Source organism: Flagellimonas beolgyonensis (genome assembly GCF_003992615.1).
Taxonomy (GTDB): Bacteria; Bacteroidota; Bacteroidia; order Flavobacteriales; family Flavobacteriaceae; genus Flagellimonas; species Flagellimonas beolgyonensis.
In genome coordinates, this window is the sequence record NZ_RZMY01000016.1 from 63,017 (window position 1) to 80,430 (window position 17,414).

The 17,414-nt window shown below is 46.0% G+C and carries 13 protein-coding genes; 6 read left to right on the plus strand and 7 right to left on the minus strand.

The annotated features are described in order from the left end of the window. Position 1: 1 nt before the first annotated feature. Positions 2 to 463: a ribosome assembly cofactor RimP gene (gene rimP / locus EO131_RS11270; RefSeq protein WP_127021935.1), complete on the minus strand. Its 462-nt coding sequence runs from the start codon at positions 461 to 463 to the stop codon at positions 2 to 4. 402 nt (positions 464 to 865) lie between these two features. On the opposite strand from rimP, the gene EO131_RS11275 reads away from it, so the two are divergent. Beyond that, positions 866 to 4,204 (plus strand): PA14 domain-containing protein, encoded by a 3,339-nt coding sequence (locus tag EO131_RS11275; protein ID WP_206512884.1) that lies wholly within the window; start codon positions 866 to 868, stop codon positions 4,202 to 4,204. A gap of 27 nt (positions 4,205 to 4,231) precedes the next feature. Here EO131_RS11275 and EO131_RS11280 read toward each other — a convergent pair whose 3' ends face one another. Continuing rightward, entirely contained in the window at positions 4,232 to 6,151 is a 1,920-nt protein-coding gene (locus EO131_RS11280; protein WP_127021939.1) for a propionyl-CoA synthetase, read from the minus strand. Between the two features lie 172 nt (positions 6,152 to 6,323). Then, positions 6,324 to 6,794: a GNAT family N-acetyltransferase gene (locus EO131_RS11285; protein WP_127021941.1), complete on the minus strand. Its 471-nt coding sequence runs from the start codon at positions 6,792 to 6,794 to the stop codon at positions 6,324 to 6,326. A gap of 74 nt (positions 6,795 to 6,868) precedes the next feature. Here EO131_RS11285 and EO131_RS11290 point away from each other — a divergent pair, with 74 nt between their 5' ends. The 5 genes from EO131_RS11290 (at position 6,869) to EO131_RS11310 (ending at position 12,420) form a co-directional block, all read left to right on the plus strand. After that, complete coding sequence (locus EO131_RS11290) at positions 6,869 to 7,969, plus strand: adenylate/guanylate cyclase domain-containing protein (protein WP_241243834.1); 1,101 nt, start codon at positions 6,869 to 6,871, stop codon at positions 7,967 to 7,969. Between the two features lie 97 nt (positions 7,970 to 8,066). Next, entirely contained in the window at positions 8,067 to 9,011 is a 945-nt protein-coding gene (locus EO131_RS11295; protein ID WP_127021943.1) for a TerC family protein, read from the plus strand. 159 nt (positions 9,012 to 9,170) lie between these two features. After that, on the plus strand, positions 9,171 to 9,566 hold the full coding sequence (locus EO131_RS11300) for a nuclear transport factor 2 family protein (protein WP_127021945.1): 396 nt from the start codon (positions 9,171 to 9,173) through the stop codon (positions 9,564 to 9,566). Positions 9,567 to 9,599: 33 nt separating this feature from the next. Further along, positions 9,600 to 12,008 (plus strand): penicillin acylase family protein, encoded by a 2,409-nt coding sequence (locus EO131_RS11305; RefSeq protein WP_127021947.1) that lies wholly within the window; start codon positions 9,600 to 9,602, stop codon positions 12,006 to 12,008. 19 nt (positions 12,009 to 12,027) lie between these two features. Further along, positions 12,028 to 12,420 carry a group III truncated hemoglobin gene (locus EO131_RS11310; protein WP_127021949.1) on the plus strand — a complete coding sequence of 131 codons (393 nt, stop codon included), beginning with the start codon at positions 12,028 to 12,030 and terminating at the stop codon, positions 12,418 to 12,420. A 17-nt stretch (positions 12,421 to 12,437) separates the two neighbouring features. On the opposite strand, the gene EO131_RS11315 is transcribed toward EO131_RS11310, so the two are convergent. The 4 genes from EO131_RS11315 to EO131_RS11330 form a co-directional block, all read right to left on the minus strand. Continuing rightward, on the minus strand, positions 12,438 to 14,705 hold the full coding sequence (locus tag EO131_RS11315) for a xanthine dehydrogenase family protein molybdopterin-binding subunit (protein ID WP_127021951.1): 2,268 nt from the start codon (positions 14,703 to 14,705) through the stop codon (positions 12,438 to 12,440). A 21-nt stretch (positions 14,706 to 14,726) separates the two neighbouring features. After that, positions 14,727 to 15,188, minus strand: a complete 462-nt coding sequence (locus tag EO131_RS11320; protein WP_127021953.1) for a (2Fe-2S)-binding protein — start codon at positions 15,186 to 15,188, stop codon at positions 14,727 to 14,729. Positions 15,189 to 15,384: 196 nt separating this feature from the next. Continuing rightward, positions 15,385 to 16,527 (minus strand): amidohydrolase family protein, encoded by a 1,143-nt coding sequence (locus EO131_RS11325; RefSeq protein WP_127021955.1) that lies wholly within the window; start codon positions 16,525 to 16,527, stop codon positions 15,385 to 15,387. A 28-nt stretch (positions 16,528 to 16,555) separates the two neighbouring features. Beyond that, on the minus strand, positions 16,556 to 17,374 hold the full coding sequence (locus EO131_RS11330; protein ID WP_127021957.1) for a gluzincin family metallopeptidase: 819 nt from the start codon (positions 17,372 to 17,374) through the stop codon (positions 16,556 to 16,558). Between the last annotated feature and the right edge of the window lie 40 nt (positions 17,375 to 17,414).

The following is a 17,414-nucleotide window of genomic DNA, read 5'->3' on the forward strand; positions in this document are numbered from 1 at the left end:
ATTAAAATTTTAATATAACTTTTGCTTCCTGGATTTCAGAAAACGGGATGTCCCGTTTTTTCTGTACTGTTACTTTTCCTTTACCAACGGGCTTTGGCTCGCGGGCCTTCCACTCCAAGGTAATGTTATTGTCAGTGGCCTGAACCAATGTTCCTTCCAATTCGCCGGAATCGGTCCTTACCTTTAATTTTCTACCAATATTCTTAGTATACTGACGCGGCATTTTCAAAGGTGACGTTGCTCCTGCGGAGGCCACTTCCAGGGAAAAATCCTCTTCTTCCCTATCCAGATTGTGTTCTATGGCTCGGCTTACATCCATACAATCCTGAAGGGTAACACCTTTATCACCGTCCAACACCACTTTTATGGTGTTGTCCCCACCAATCGTAAAATCTATCAAAAACAAGGAAGGATGCTCTTCCAAAGCCTTGCCCAGTAAGGATTCCACTTTCTCCTTCAGCATAAATTTCAGTAATAAAAGAGGGGACTCAAAGTCCCCTCATGAATATTCCTCTATCCGTTCAGTCGCGCAAATATACGATAAATATTCATGCAGATGCAAGTATGTGGCACACAAATCATTTGACAATGTTTTATTTGGCTACCCCTGGATTGCCGTTAGCCCCTGGTCACAATAGAGAAATAGCACAAAAAATCTAGGTTCACATGGCCCAACCACGATTAAACCCAGAAATAGCAGTCATTAACCAACCCATTTCCCCATTTCACAACAAATATTTTACAGGCATCCTATTAAAGGTAGTTTTGTTTTGAATTAACAAGGAAAATGACATCAACAATGCTTGTCAAAGAAAAAACACCAAGTTTTTTCAATGGCCAAAGAGCTTTACTTATTTGTTTTTTATTGTATGGAACGTTCCTTTCCTTTTCACAAACCTCAATCTGGAACGAAAATTTCACGTACACCAATGGCACAACCAGTGGTACGGCAACAGGACCTTCTGCCTCGAACTGGACAACGGATAGAGGAGGTAGTCTTTCGGTTCGAAACAACGAACTACGAGCCCGGAACTTGGGCGGCGTGGGTACGTGGCAGGTGAATCCCATAGACATAACCGGATACGACTTCATAAGTTTTAACATGGACACCAGGGTCAATGATCCCAACCGAATGGACGATGGCCAAGATTATTTTATTGGTGAATACCGAATTGATGGCGGTTCTTGGCAGCAATTTGTGAATGCATCTGGATCCAACTCCAACCCACTGGACCCTTCCTATACCGTTAACCTATCCAGCACCGGAAATACTTCCCTGGAAATAAGGGTCCGCATGTTCAACAATAACAACAACGAACAATATTTCATCGATAACGTATCTGTATCAGGTGTTTCAGGCATCTGTAATGGAGAAATCGACTTTGAGTTTTATGACAGCGTTCCCTCTGGAAATACCGTGGACAATATTCCAACATCCGGTGCCCTGGGCACAGGAGTGTTTACCAGCTTTGATGTGGACGCGCTCCAAAACCAAGAAGACCCGGGCGATGCCGATACGTTTAGCATCAGGTACAACGGTTACATACAAATCGATGCTGCGGGCAATTACACCTTTTTTACCTCGTCCGATGATGGGTCCAAATTATTTATTGATGGCACAGAAGTGGTCAGCAACGATGGCCTTCATGGCAATCAGGAAAGATCTGGAAACATTACACTTACTGCCGGGCTACATACCATAACGGTGCTGTTTTTTGAAAATGGAGGTGGTGAAACGTTGACGGTCCAATATCAGGGTCCATCCATTACCAAACAAAATGTGCCCTTTTCCATTTTATATTCCAATTGTTCGGCGCCAGACTTGGATAACGATGGCGTACCGGACAGTACCGATTTGGACGATGACAACGATGGCATCTTGGATTCTGATGAATGTGGTGGACTTGGCGGAAACTATGTACAGACGGCGTCAAATCTTGCCTTTTTCACCAATCCTTCGAATGCAGAAGGCAACCCGGGAACCACATATGCCGCAAATGCCGTATCGACCTATGAGGGACAATCGGAAATACTGCTTCAATTTGACCAACCTGTTACGGTTGGAACCACGGTCAGTGTTTTTTTGGGGGCAGACCCAGCCGTTTCCAGCACCGATATGCAGATACAACGGTCCTCAGCCGCTGGAGGAAGCGATGGCTGGCTGGTGGGTGCCAATGGGACCACCCCGGGATCCATTCGGGAAGTTACTTTTACCGTAAGCGGAAGTAATTTGCAATATATCAAGGTGATTGCATGGCAAGTTGGCGCAAGGGTATATGGTGCCAGTTATGGCGGTTCCTTTGATTGTAGCACGGTGGATACTGATGGCGATGGGATTCCCAATTACCAAGATCTGGATAGTGACGGTGATGGGATTCCAGACAATGTGGAAGCCCAGACCTCCTTGGCGTATACGCCCCCTTCAGGAAGTGACACGGATAATGATGGTTTGGACAATGCCTATGAAACAGCTGGTATTGCCTATATAGATACCGATGGGGACGGTACACCCGATTTTTTGGACACGGACAGTGACAATGACGGCACCAACGACACCACCGAAGCGGCCCTGACCCTTTCTGGCTCCGATAGTGATAACGACGGATTGGATGATGGAATGGATACCACAACAGGCTACGGCGATCCGGGCGGTACTGTGGATGATCCCACCAACACCTCGGGCGGCAGTCTTATACTGCCCGATTCTGATGGCGATTTGAATTCCGGGGGCGACCTCGACTTTAGGGACGATACCATCAACAGCGACCAACCACCTTCCATTGCGGCTACAGGAGACCAACTATTTTGTCCTGGCAGCCCAATCCCAGTGGTGGAAAGTGTTTCTATCACCGATTCCGACAGCACAACACTTGATGCGGCTTTTGTGCAGATTGCATCAAATTATGATGCGACCGGGGACCTTTTGAGCTTAACCGGGACCCACCCGAATATTGTAGCAACATGGAGTGCTTCGGAAGGAAGGCTAACCTTGAATGGACTTGCAACCCTTGCCGAATTTGAAGCGGCCATCAGCGCTGTTGTTTTTCAAACAACGGCAACCGTGAACTCGGGTGACACAAGATCATTTTCCATTGTGCTCAACGAAGCCAATTACCTGGCCTCTACGGGCCACTATTACGAGTATGTACCTTCCTTGGGCATTACCTGGACCAACGCACGGGATGCGGCCGCGCTACGAACGTTCAATGGATTGCAGGGGTATTTGGCCACTATTTCTTCCCAGGAAGAATCGGACCTCTTGGGGTCCCAAGCTCCAGGGGCAGGATGGATCGGGGCAAGTGATGCAGCTTTGGAAGGCGATTGGTATTGGGTTACCGGCCCCGAAGCAGGCACCTTGTTTTGGAGGGGGAATGCTACTGGTACAGCTTTTGGATATGAATTCTGGAACAATGGCGAACCGAACAATTCCGGAGATGAAGATTATGCACACATTACGGCTCCAGGGGTCGGTTTGCCCGGCTCGTGGAACGACCTTTCCAATACGGGAGCTGCCAGTGGCGCTTATCAACCGCAAGGGTATTTGGTCGAATACGGTGGTATACCCGGTGATCCACCCCCCCCAAACATTGCGGCAAGCACAACCATTACCGTGGACCCCACACCACCTACTGCAAGTGCACCAGCCCCTTTGACCGTTTATTGTCCTGCGGATGTTCCTGCAGCCGATATAACCGTTGTTACGGATGAAGCTGATAATTGTGATACAAATCCCATCGTAACTTTTGTGGGCGATGTGAGCGATGGAGGGACCAATCCGGAAATCATAACAAGAACCTACAGGATCACCGATGCTTCGGGCAACACGTTGGATGTGGAACAGACTATAACCGTTTCACCATTTTCCATATCCACACAACCTACAGATCAAACCTTGATTGTTGGTAACAGTGGCTTTTTCTCTGTAACGGCCAATGGCACCGACACCTATCAATGGGAAGTTAGTACGGATGGCGGTAGTAATTTTGTGGCGCTGGTCGATGGACCCGACTATTCGGGAACACAAACGGCGAACCTTTCGGTGATCTCACCGCAGTTGGATAAAACCGGGTACCTATTTCGTGTTCTGGTTTCCAATTCCACGGCAAGTTGCAGTGCACTTACCTCAAGTGAAGCTACACTTACGATGAAAGTAGGTACGGTGATAACCAACCGAAAAGTAACCTATCGGGTAAACAAAAATTAAGCTAATTCGGGTGGCAAGCATTATTTCCTAAAGCACCTTTTTTTCATAAATCCCAACCATTTGATCTTGGAACAAGGTCTGTATCTCTGTTAGTATTTCTGGATCATCGATGGTGGAAGGCACATTGAATTCCTTGCCATCGGCAATCGCCCTGATTATTTTCCTGAGAATCTTACCCGAACGGGTTTTGGGAAGGCGCTCGGCCACCAAAACTTTCTTGAGGGAAGCCACTGGGCCTATTTCCTTTCGCACATCGGCCACCACCTCTGTCTGCAACTGAAAATGCTCAATGGCCGAGCCAGCTTTTAGCACTGCAATGGCCATAGGAATCTGTCCTTTTAAATCGTCTTCGATGCCTACCACGCAACATTCGGCGACATCGGGGTGTTTGGCCACAACCTCTTCCATTTCCGCGGTCGACAATCGGTATCCTGCCACGTTGATGATATCATCCACCCTACCCGTAATGAACACATAGCCTTCTTCATCGATATAGCCGCCATCGCCAGAAAAATAATAGCCTTCAAATTTTTGGAGATACCCCTTTACAAAGCGTTCGGCATCCCCCCAAAGATTGGGCAAGGTTCCCGGAGGCAACGGTAGTTTAACGGCCACGTAGCCTTCCTCGCCCCGATTGGCCTGGGTACCATCTTCGCGTAAAATCTGCACGTTATAACCGCAAACTGGCTTGGTGGCCGATCCCGGTTTTACTTCGAAATGGGTTTCAAATCCCATCATATTGGCCACTATGGGCCAGCCGGTTTCGGTTTGCCACCAATGGTCAATAACAGGAACGTTCAATTGATCTTCTGCCCAATGCAGGGTGCTCACATCACACCGCTCCCCTGCCAAGAAAAGATATCGCAATCCCGACATGTCGAATTGCTTGATCAGCTCACCCTCGGGATCTTCCTTTTTTATGGCCCGAATGGCGGTAGGAGCCGTAAACATAACCTTTACATCATGATCGCTGATCACCCGCCAAAATGTGGAGGCGTCCGGGGTGCGCACAGGCTTGCCTTCAAAAAGTACCGTAGTGCAACCATAGATCAGTGGTGCGTACACAATATAGCTATGTCCTACTACCCAGCCCACATCACTGGCGGCCCAAAACACTTCTCGTGGATGTAGCCCATAAATATGTTTCATACTGTACTGCATGGCCACGGCATGCCCTCCATTGTCCCGAATAATACCTTTGGGTTTGCCGGTGGTTCCGGAAGTATACAGAATATAGAGCGGATCGGTTGCATCCACTTCGGTCCAACGCACGGGGTCGGCGATCTTCATGAGGGTGGCATAATCGATATCGTTTTCTCCGTCTGGACGCACAGCCCCCAGTTTTCGATTGTAAACGATCACCTGTTCCGGTTTATGGGTTGCTTTTTGAATGGCCTCGTCCACCATAGGTTTGTAGGGAATGATGCGATCCACCTCTATCCCCGAAGTTGCCGTAATGATCAATTTGGGCTTGGCATCGTCGATTCGAATGGCCAGTTCATGGGGTGCAAATCCACCAAAAACCACCGAATGAATGGCTCCCAGTCGTGCGCAGGCCAGCATCGACACTACCGCCTCAGGTATCATGGGCATATAAATGATCACCGTGTCCCCCTTTTCCACACCCAACCGCTGCATGCCTCCGGCCAACCTACTGACTCTATCCCTTAGTTGCAGATAGGAATATTTTTCCACGGATTGCGTAACCGGGGAATCATAGATTAGGGCAATATCATCGCCCCGACCATTTTCAATGTGATAATCGAGTGCCAAATAGGAGGTATTCAATTTACCTCCCTTGAACCAATGGTAAAACCCATGTTCATCTTTGGCAAGTGCTTGTTTGGGTTTTTGAAACCATTGAATCTGTGCTGCTTGGTCCATCCAAAAACGCTCTGGGTCGTTTATGGAGTCCTTAAAATCCTGTTCATAAATTCGCTGTTCCATGTTGTGTTTGTTTATTGGGCAAGTTATGTGCATTGCAATCGAATCAAACATAGAAACCACTGACAATGAGAATCTTGATTGACACCATTACCCAACTAAAGTACTTATTAATCCGTAGCGAAGCCTGAATTAAATTGGTAAATTGATATATCTAAAATTGAATGGGAAAGACCTAGTTACTTTTGTTAAGCCGAAACCTTTTGAAGGGATGGCCCTTGATGGTAACAATCCCTTCTTCCTTAAAGCCAAGACCAATAACACCACTGACCCTAACTCTGGATGTTGGCAGCAAAAGGGTAATGGAACTGAGGCCCATGGGCCCAAAAGCTTGTTCCAGGATTTTATTATAAATGGCCTTGCCACAGCCCCAAAAGTCCGGGTGTAGTACCAGGGCCAGATCGGCATCGCCTTCTTCCGGTTGCAATCCGCCCCACCCGGCGAATTGGCCATCGACCAAAAAAGCCCATGGGCCAAATCCAAAATCGTCCCATAACTTTTCTTTAGCCGCAACAAAACTGTCACAATCACGTGGCTTGAACTCTCCGTCAAAAAGTGGCATTTGTCTGCGAACCAAAGGATGATTCATCAAATTGATAATGTTGGACTTGTCAATCGTTGATAATCGGGTCAATTCAATTTTCATGTTAGCGGTATTATGGAGTACCTCTTGGTCACATTTTAAGCCAGCACATTACAAATTCCTATTACCTTTATAACATGATTCGAGTAAAAAAGGCCAAGGTGCTGTACTACATGAAACGCATTCTGCCGTTCGGCCTTATTTGGCTCGTTTTGAGTTGGTTCATTCTTCTTATCGAAGCCATGGCCACCGGACATGAAAACCATAGGCCGGATACCGATATTACCGTTACATGGGACATTTTTCTGTTTGCCTCCCTAGCGGTGTTTGTGGTTGGAATTGCCATGGGGGCGGTTGAAGTTTTGTGGCTCGGCAAACTTTTTAAATCCAAGGGGGTTGGCCTCAAAATTTTTTACAAGACCGGGTTTTATTTGATTTTTATGCTGATCATCAATCTGGTCACGTATCCCTTGGCTGCCAGTATTGAATTGAATACTTCTCTATTTGATGATCTGGTCCTGACCAAATTATCCAACTATCTCGGTAGCCTCACATTCCTCAGCACCATGGTCTCGTTGACCTTCAGCATTTTTGTCTCTTTGCTCTACGCGGGTATCAGTGAACATTTGGGACATGATGTACTGCTCAATTTTTTTTCGGGAAAATACCATGCGCCCAAAGAAGAGTCCCGGATTTTTATGTTCGTGGACATGCAATCCTCCACCTCATTGGCCGAAAGATTGGGCCACCAAGCCTATTTTAAGTTCTTACGGGATTATTACAACCAGCTTTCCGACGCCATTATCCAGTTTCGGGGAGAGGTGTATCAATACATCGGGGATGAAATCGTGATTACCTGGCAAGAACAGAAAGGCCTCAAAGACCAAAACTGCCTACATTGTTTTTTGACCATGAAGCAAAGCCTGGAAAAAAAACGGCCCTATTTTGAAAAGACCTATGGTGTGGCTCCTTCCTTCAGGGCCGGGCTACATGCCGGTAATGTAACCACTGGTGAAATCGGTGCCCTTAAAAAAGAAATTTTCTTTACCGGGGATGTACTCAACGTTACCGCACGCATCCAAAAACTCTGCAAAACCTTCAACCAAGAACTCATTGTTTCCGGGCGATTGGCAACTCTGTTGTCCACAATGGGTGGCTTGACGCTCCAACCTTTGGGCACCATGGAACTGGAAGGAAGACAGGAGCCAGTTTCGCTGTTTACACCCGATTTTAACTAACCCAAGTTTCTCTAAAATCCATTTTTGGAAAAATGATCTATCTTTAATATTCTTCACGAATCCCTTTGTATTTTCGCAGTCGCTATTGCTTTAGGATATGATCGTTTGGGTAATCTTCATTCTTGGAATATTTGCTTTTTTGGCCTTGGATTTGGGCGTTTTCAACAAAACGGCCCATGTCATCAGTGTTAAGGAAGCCTCGATATGGACCACGATTTGGGTCAGTTTGTCCTTATTGTTTGCTTTTGTGATTTATTGGTTATACGGCAACGACCACATTGAAAATCCGGATGGACTGTCGCCCATGCTGGCCAGTATTAAATACTTAACCGGTTATCTCATAGAACTGTCCCTAAGTGTTGACAATATTTTTGTGATCGCCGTTGTCTTCGGTTCTTTTCAAATTCCCCAAAAATACCAGCACCGAGTGTTGTTTTGGGGCATTTTGGGTGCCATTATTTTTCGAGCCCTGATGATTTTCTTTGGCGTTGCCCTTATTAAAAAGTTCAGTTTTACCACCTACGTGTTCGGAGGTTTTCTCCTTTTTACGGCCATTCGCATGTTGGTTGACAAGGACAGACCGTTTAACCCAAAACGATCTTTTGTGTACCGAAACCTGCGAAAGGTAATGCCCATTACCTCGAAGATGGACGGGCAGCGTTTTTTCATTAAAGTAAAGCACATTACCGCAGCGACTCCATTGTTCATTGCTTTGGTGGTTATTGAGTTTACCGATATCTTGTTCGCTTTGGACAGTGTACCCGCCATATTGGCCATTACTTCCGATCCTTTTTTGGTGTTCAGTTCCAACATCTTTGCCATTTTGGGACTGCGGTCGATGTACTTCTTCCTCGCCCACATGATCAAAAAGTTCCACCACCTTAAGTATAGTTTGGTGGCCATTCTGAGTTTTGTGGGCATCAAACTGATTTTGGCCCATCATTACAGTTTTCCGGAATGGCTTTCCCTTGGGTTTATCGCCGTGGCACTTTTAACAGGAATCGCCATTTCCCTGCTCGATAATCAAGAAAACAAGGAATAAGAGCATCCCCCACCCCATTTTGTCAGGCTCAACATAGCAAAACCTGCGGGTACAGGGTCGAGAAATCACCTGAATTGATGGGATATGCAACCATTTTGCCATTTTTTAACAACATCTGCGTAACTTAGATGGCATTCCATGTACAAAAACTAAGGCCGTATGAAACTACATACCAAAGTGGATTGTGCCAACGCACCCAAAAAGGAATTGATCAAAAACCTGACGGTCCAATTTGTCACTTATGACCTGGATACCGCCATGGCCTTTATGGATGACAATGTGGTATGGACACTGGTGGGCGATTCCCCCATTGCGGGCAAAGCTCAATTTAAAGCCGAACTTCAAAAAATGAGCGGGAACAAAGCCACCGAATTGACCATTCACAGTATTATCACCCATGGAAAGGAAGCAGCTGTGCACGGGGTAATGACCATGATGGACGGAAATAGGTATGGCTTTGCGGATTTCTATGAGTTCACAAGTGCCAAAGGCACAAAGGTCAAATCAATCACAACATACATCATCCACAAAAAGAATGATTCCATTACTGGCTAAACCATTTTAAAATAACCCATCAAACCGTAACCCATGACAATACTTCGGAACACCCTACTAGCACTTTTCTTTGTTATTTCGGCCTGTAAAAAACAGGAAGACCCCAATGCAATTCATTTGGATGGGCTTACCGATACTGTTGAAGTGATCAGGGATGAAGTAGGCATCAACCACATATATGCCAACAACCAACACGACCTGTTCTTTGCACAAGGGTATTATGCGGCCAAGGATCGTTTGTTTCAATTTGAGATTTGGCGAAGACAGGCCACGGGAACCGTTGCGGAAATATTGGGAGAACGGGAACTGAAACGGGATATCGGAACCCGGTTGTTCAAATTTCGGGGCGATATGAAGACCGAGATGCAACAGTACCATCCCGATGGCGAAGAAATCATCACAGCTTATACCGATGGGGTTAATGCCTACATCGAAGAAGTGCTACAAAACCCGGAATTATTGCCCGTAACCTTTAAAGCTTTAGGCATTTTACCCCAAAAATGGACGCCTGAAGTGGTCATTTCCCGACACCAGGGCCTGTTGGGCAACATCACCGATGAACTGGAAATCGGCAGGGCGGTCGCCCAATTGGGACCGGAAAAAACAAATGAGTATTATTGGTTTCATCCCAAAGAACCAAAAATTGACTTGGATCCTGCAATCAACCCGAATTTGTTATCCCATAATATTTTGGAATTGTACGAAGCCTATCGAAAACCCGTAAAATTTGAACCCGAAGATATATTGCCAGCCTATCGCGTGGAAACAGGGTTGGCGTTGTACACCACCTCAGCTCCAGAGAATGAATCGGAAGCGGATAAAATGTGGATCGGCAGCAACAATTGGGTCACCAGTCCGTCCTTGGCGGCCAACGGCCACGCCTTTATGGCCAACGATCCCCATAGAACATTGGCAGTGCCCTCCCTACGGTATTGGGCGCACCTTTCCGCTCCCGGTTGGGATGTGATCGGCGGAGGCGAACCGGAGATTCCGGGCATTTCCATTGGTCACAACGAATATGGGGCATGGGGATTGACTGTGTTTAGAACAGATGGGGAAGATTTGATGGTCTACGAATTAAATCCTGAAAACCCCAACCAATACAAATACAAAGATGCTTGGGAAGACATGGAAGTAATCACGGAAAACATCCCCGTGAAGAACAGTGAACCCAAAAAAGTGGATTTAAAATATACCCGTCACGGTCCGGTAACCTATATCGATTCCACCAACCATGTGGCCTATGCCGTACGATGTGCCTGGATGGAACCCGGCAGCTCCCCTTATTTGGCATCGTTGCGCATGAACCAAGCCAAAAACTGGGAAGAATTCCGGGATGCCTGTAATTTTAGCAACATCCCTGGTGAAAACATGATATGGGCCGACAAGGAAGGCAATATTGGATGGCAAGCCGTCGGCATTGCTCCCGTCCGAAGAAATTTTAGTGGATTGGTCCCGGTACCCGGAGATGGCAGGTACGAGTGGGACGGCTATTTGCCCATCAAAGAGAAACCCCATGATTTTAATCCCGAAAGCGGTTTTATTTCCACGGCCAACCAGAATGTGACTCCTGAAAGTTATACGGAATGGGATGCCGTTGGCTATATGTGGAGCGATCCTTTTCGTGGTGATCGCTTGAAAGAAGTTTTGGGCTCGGGCAAAAAACTGACCATGGAGGACATGAAGGCCCTTCAAAATGATTATTTGTCCCTTCCAGCCCGCACGCTTGTACCCCTTTTGAAGGAACAGACTTTTACCGAAGAGCCCGCCAAAAAAGCCGTACAACTATTATCCGATTGGGATTTTGTGCTGGACAAAAATTCAGCCGAAGCCGCTATTTATGTTACGTGGGAACGGGAATTGTTAAACAGTTATTTCGACTATTTCCCAGATCCAAAGGCGGAAGAAGTAATAGAATACATTCAACTGACCAAATTAATGCAATGGCTGCTACACCCCGAGGAGAAGTTTGGCCCAAATGCCATTGCAAAGAGAGATCGGTATGTAACGGGAACCTTTGCTTCCGCGATCAACGCACTTTCCGAGAAGTTCGGGGAGCAAATGGAAACTTGGAAATATGGTGGTCCAGACTTTAAACATGTCCAATACATCCATCCGTTGGGAAATGTCGTCAATGCAGAATTGCAATCCCAATTGAATACGGTAAAAATGCCCAGGGGTGGCAATCAATACACTCCAGGAGTGACCGGAAGCCGTGACAACCAAACCTCGGGTGCCACATTTCGGATCATTGTGGATGTGAACGATTGGGACAGATCGGTCGGCACCAATGCACCGGGACAATCCGGCGATCCTGAAAGCCCATTTTATAAGAACTTGTTTGAAAGTTGGGCGAACGACCGCTATTTTCCAGTACACTATTCACGGGCCAAAATTGATTCAACCGCTGTGACCAAGGAACTATTGGTCCCATCAAACTAAATGGTACTTACAACTTTGAATGAAAGAAATTGAGAACAAAGAAGATGTAGCACACTTGGTGCATACCTTTTATGCTAAAGTAAGAAAGGATCTAGTTTTAGGTCCAATTTTCAATGGGATTATACACGATTGGGATGCCCATTTGGATACCCTTACCGATTTCTGGGAAACCCAACTGTTCCTCAAACGGACGTACGAAGGCAACCCCATTTTGGCCCATCAGCAAATGGATGATGCCATGAACGGCACCATTACACCGGAGCATTTTGGATTATGGATGAATCTTTGGTTCGAAACCCTGGACCAACTCTTTACGGGTGAACGAGCTTGGATTGCCAAAAACCGCGCCCAAAAAATGTCCACCATGTTATACATCAAGATTTTTGAGCACCGACAGGGCCCAAAGTCTTGAATCTCCATAAATCCGGCCTAGCCTTTGAATACCCGATCCGTAATAAAGGGCTGGTGGTAATACCTCCTGCCCGACGCCTTATACAAGGCATTGGCCAATGCACCCATTATCGGTGGGAATGGCGGTTCGCCCATTCCTGTAGGGTCAATGGTATTTTGTACAAAATGGGTCTCGATTGCCTTTGGCGCTTCCCGATTGCGTATTAAACGATAGCGATCAAAATTTTGTTGATCTGGGGTACCATTGTTAAAGGTGAGTCCACTGTACATGGCATGTCCTATGCCATCGACCACTCCACCTTCCGCCATGTTGGTCGCTGCATCGGGGTTCACCACGATACCACAGTCTATGGCCGAGGTGACCTTTTGCACTACCGGCTCATTATTTTCCATGACAATATCCAACACTTGGGCCACATAACTTTGATGGCAGAAATAGGCCGAAACCCCTCTATGCACACCAGGTTGGTCCTGCCCCCAATTTGATTTCTCCCTCACCAGTTCCAAAACTCCTGCGTATCGGGCGGCATCATAGTCATTGGCTGTTGCATCACCCACAGGATTTTCTTGGGCCCGTTTCAACAATTCCAATCGGAAATCGATGGGATCTTTGCCCAATTCTTCCGCCACTTCATCCAAGAACGACTGTTCCGCTCCTGCAATAAAATTGGAGCGTGGCGCACGAAATGCCCCTGTGGTTATGTTGGTGTCCACGGTAAAATCTTCGGCCAAATAATTGTCAATGGCGCCAGCCGGAAAACGATTGGCAAATAGCGGGCTTTCTGGAACGCCACCCGCTTTTACATGAAATCCAATCAAATTGTTTTCGGCATCAAAGGCTGCGCGATAGGTGGCATAATATGAAGGACGATAAATACCTTGGGACATGTCATCTTCACGGGTGTACATCAGTTTTACCGGAGCTTTCATGCGTTGGGAAATGGCAGCCACTTCCACCATAAAATGTCCATACAGCCTGCGTCCAAAACCGCCACCTTGACGGGTCATCTGAATGTCTACTTTTTCCAAGGGAAGGCCCAAACGTTCTGCAACCGCAGGTTCCATCCACTCCGGAGTCTGTGTTGGGCCCAACAACTCAGCATGGTCTTCGGTGACGTTGGCAAAAAAGTTCATGGGCTCCATGGTATTGTGGGCCAAGAAAGGACAACTATAGCTTCGCTCAATAATTTTGGCCGCTTTTTCAAATGCCTCTTCCGGGTTTCCATCCCTACGGGCCACATTTCCTTTGCCGGACATCATTTTTTTCAATTTGTCCGTGTGCTGTTCGGAGTTTTCCATGCCTGCCGGATGTTTCATTTCCATTTTGTTGCCAAAAAGGGTAAGATGTTGTGTTGCTTCCGGTGCATCTTCCCATTCTATGTTGATGGCCTTTTTGGCCTGAAACACTTGCCAAGTGGATTCTCCAACAACAACCACCACTTCGTTGAATGCGGTAAAGTGGAAGGCCATTTTGTCAAAGTCTTCATCGTATAATTTAATCGAGAATACATCACGAATACCTGGCATTTGTTTGGCTGCTTCCGCATCAAAGGATTTGAGCCTTTTACCAAAAGCAGGCGGATGCACCAACCCTGCAATCAACATGCCCTCCCGTTGCACATCAATACCGTACAAGGGTTTGCCGGTTGTAATTTTCTTACCATCCACGTTTTTTCTTGAGGTACCGATGATCGAGAATTCGGATGTTTCTTTCAATTCTATTTCTTCAGGCACTTCCATTTGGGATGCGGCCGATGCCATTTCCCCGTAACCGGCTGTTTTTCCAGTGACCTCATGCGTTAAAACTCCAGCTTTTGCAGTAATTTCTCCTACGGGTACCTGCCATGCTTGGGCCGCTGCCTCCTTTAACATTTGCCTTGCAGTGGCTCCTGCCATTCTCAGGTTTTGCCAAGAACTGCTGATGGACCTACTACCACCTGCCACCTGCCAGCTGTATAAATTGGTGTTCAGCGGAGCCTGTTCCACAACAACATTGCTCCAATCAATCTCCAATTCATCGGCAACAATCATGGGCATCGAAGTCCGCACATTCTGTCCAATTTCTGGGTTGGGCGACATAATGGTGACCACACCATTGTCTCCGATTTTTAGGTAGCCATTGATCTCAAACCATTCTTTGGGCATTTCGAGTTCAACGGCCAAGGCCTCTGCCTCCTTGGGCTTGCAGGCATTGAAAAAACTGAATCCCAGCACAAGTCCACCCCCAGCCAAACTGGTGTTTTTAATGAATGCCCTTCTTCCTATCTGTGTTTTTACGAGTGTCATTTTAGTTGATTTTTGGTTGTACTAGGATGCTTTGCTTGCTGCCAATTTCACGGCTTTTCTGATGCGGAGGTACGTGCCACAACGACAAATATTGCCGTTCATGGCCATTTCGATTTCCTCATCATTAGGGTTCGGATTTTTTTCCAGTAATGCGGAGGCCGTCATAATCTGACCTGCCTGGCAATACCCGCACTGGGGCACATCCACTTCCAACCAGGCTTTTTGAACCGGGTGGTCCCCATTTTCGGACAATCCTTCGATGGTTGTGATCTTTGAGTTACCGACCGAAGAAACGGGAAGCATACATGATCGGGTTGCCGAACCATCCAAATGGACGGTACATGCACCGCATTGTGCAATGCCACAGCCGTATTTGGTGCCGACCAAGTTCAGATGGTCCCGCAGGACCCAAAGTATCGGTGTGGATGGGTCAACGTCCACGGTTTGTGTTTTTCCGTTGATGTTCAGGTTGAATGTTGCCATTTTTTTGAGGTTTTGCTTAAAGTTATGAATTTTAGTCTTTCATTGGTTGTTCAAAAACAAAGTGGGCCATAGCCCCAATGAATTCCGCATGTTGAACTGATCATGCACGGATTCAAAATCCTGGCAGTTCCGTAGTTGAAAGTTGGAAGTCCTTTTTTTGAAAACCCGTTGGAAAATATGGGTCAATTATTGGGCGTTATTTTTCGAACCAACTTGAATCAATACCCGGAATGATTTTTAGGGCGTTTTTATAGTACACTTTTTTAAGCACTTCATCCGACAACCCCATTCCATACATCCTCCAAAAGGCATGGTACTTTTTGTGGTAAGGAAAGTATTCATCCGCTGTTTCCAAAACCCTGAAATATGTTACATACTCAGAAGGAACCCAAGAGTCCTTCCCGAACAGGATCCTATCCTGATGGGATTCAAAAAACTGCTTTGCCATTCGGGGCTGTCTACCCAATTCCGCGATTACGGCGCCAAACTCGATGTACACATTGGGGTATTTTTTCAAAATAGCCGATAGTTCCGCCAGATCGTTTGAATGCCATCCAAAATGGGCATTTATAAAAATGGTTTTGGGGTGTTTGGCGAAAACGTCATGTTGTTCTTGCATCAATTGTTCCCATGATGGAATGGCACTGTTCGCATACCTACGATCTGGGTATTTGTACAGCTCCAACCATCGCTCATTTTTTTCATCCATGGGATCCCAAAAAGATTTCGGGGCACCGGAATGAATCAGCACGGGTATGCCCAGTTCTCCGCAGGCCGCCCAGATGGGGTCCAATCGGGGGTCATTGATCGGAATCCGATTTCCATGAATATCGGTATAGGCTATGCCCAATTCTTTGAAAATCTTTAAGCCCTTTGCCCCATTGGCAACATCCTCTTTAAGTTGGTTCACGCTATATTCGGTCCATTGTACAAATCCAAACCCTTGAAAGTCGATATTTGCAAACACGGCCAATCGGTCGGACATGCCATTCTTGTAAATACTTTCCACTGCTTCTTTTAACTGGGACCCCCAACCTCCATTAAGGTTGATCATGAACTTCATTTGTAAGGAATCCATGGCCATTTTCAGTTTTTGGAAATCTTGCGGGGTCCTCAAGTATTGGTGACTGTGAACATCGATAAATGGATACTTGGCAGCGGAGACGATATGATCCGGAACGATCAACGTGGAGGCAGGATTATAGGCTTCCACGGTTATTTGCGCATTTGACCACAACGGAGTAAAGCCGAAAAGCGCAGTCAAAACAATTTTAAGAACCGTTGCTTTTTTTGGGGTGTTTTGACATCGTTTATTCGAGCTTTTATTTCCAACTCTCATAATGGATAATAATTTCTGAGTAAAACATTTATTCACAAGGCTTATTAAATGTGTCTTCATTTATTGCTGGAGACTCTGGATATTTGACCAGCAAGTCCTTTTCAAGTTTATCCTTAAGACTTTCAAACGGTAAGCCGTAAATATGCTCAAATTCCCCAAATCCACTCTTCCAAAGTTGTACAAACTGGTCTATTCCATAATTTTTCAATAGACATTGAACTAAATATCCCGATTGATGATTGGCATACATTTCGGGTTGTCCATAGAAATCAGTTGTTAGTGATTCCATTGGAATGAGTTGGTCGGTTTCAAGAAGGTATCTGTAGAGTTCCGAAACATTCCATCCACTACAGCTGTTCTCAGCAAAAGTTCCCAATCCTTCGTTCATCCAATCGGATGATGCTCTTGGATAATCCCATTCCAACATTGCCATCAAGTGCATCAATTCATGCTTAATCGGCGATTTGGAAGTTTCATTGGACACTACATACACGGTCTTGATATGGGGGTAGGCATTACCGAGGGCATGGGTTCCAGTTAAAGGGAACATTTCTTCACGCGAACGTAAGAACCGTATAAAAATGGTATCCTTAAATTCTTTAAGTCCAAGCAAATCACGATCAGTTTTAAGTGCATTGAAACTTTCTTCTATCAAATCTTCTTTGTTGTCAAATGCGAATCCACTATCTGGAAATGTAAAATGGACGTTTCTGATGGTTTTTTCAACTTGACCAACCTTTTTCCAGCCATCGTTTTCCTTCGTACTGTTTTTATCTTTTGAATAATTGCAAGCCACGATGGACAAAAGGACAATTAATAGATAAAGATTTTTTGAGCTTTGCTTCATCGTATTTGGATTTCTAAAATGAGATGGAACTTATCTATTT

What these genes read in the sequence shown, in the direction of transcription:
- EO131_RS11330 (WP_127021957.1), bottom strand. Translation starts at nt 17,374, where the DNA reads ATGAAGCAAAGCTCAAAAAATCTTTATCTATTAATTGTCCTTTTGTCC.
- EO131_RS11310 (WP_127021949.1), top strand. Translation starts at nt 12,028, where the DNA reads ATGAAAGAAATTGAGAACAAAGAAGATGTAGCACACTTGGTGCATACC.
- EO131_RS11320 (WP_127021953.1), bottom strand. Translation starts at nt 15,188, where the DNA reads ATGGCAACATTCAACCTGAACATCAACGGAAAAACACAAACCGTGGAC.
- EO131_RS11295 (WP_127021943.1), top strand. Translation starts at nt 8,067, where the DNA reads ATGATCGTTTGGGTAATCTTCATTCTTGGAATATTTGCTTTTTTGGCC.
- EO131_RS11300 (WP_127021945.1), top strand. Translation starts at nt 9,171, where the DNA reads ATGAAACTACATACCAAAGTGGATTGTGCCAACGCACCCAAAAAGGAA.
- rimP (WP_127021935.1), bottom strand. Translation starts at nt 463, where the DNA reads ATGCTGAAGGAGAAAGTGGAATCCTTACTGGGCAAGGCTTTGGAAGAG.
- EO131_RS11280 (WP_127021939.1), bottom strand. Translation starts at nt 6,151, where the DNA reads ATGGAACAGCGAATTTATGAACAGGATTTTAAGGACTCCATAAACGAC.
- EO131_RS11315 (WP_127021951.1), bottom strand. Translation starts at nt 14,705, where the DNA reads ATGACACTCGTAAAAACACAGATAGGAAGAAGGGCATTCATTAAAAAC.
- EO131_RS11305 (WP_127021947.1), top strand. Translation starts at nt 9,600, where the DNA reads ATGACAATACTTCGGAACACCCTACTAGCACTTTTCTTTGTTATTTCG.
- EO131_RS11285 (WP_127021941.1), bottom strand. Translation starts at nt 6,794, where the DNA reads ATGAAAATTGAATTGACCCGATTATCAACGATTGACAAGTCCAACATT.
- EO131_RS11325 (WP_127021955.1), bottom strand. Translation starts at nt 16,527, where the DNA reads ATGAGAGTTGGAAATAAAAGCTCGAATAAACGATGTCAAAACACCCCA.
- EO131_RS11290 (WP_241243834.1), top strand. Translation starts at nt 6,869, where the DNA reads ATGATTCGAGTAAAAAAGGCCAAGGTGCTGTACTACATGAAACGCATT.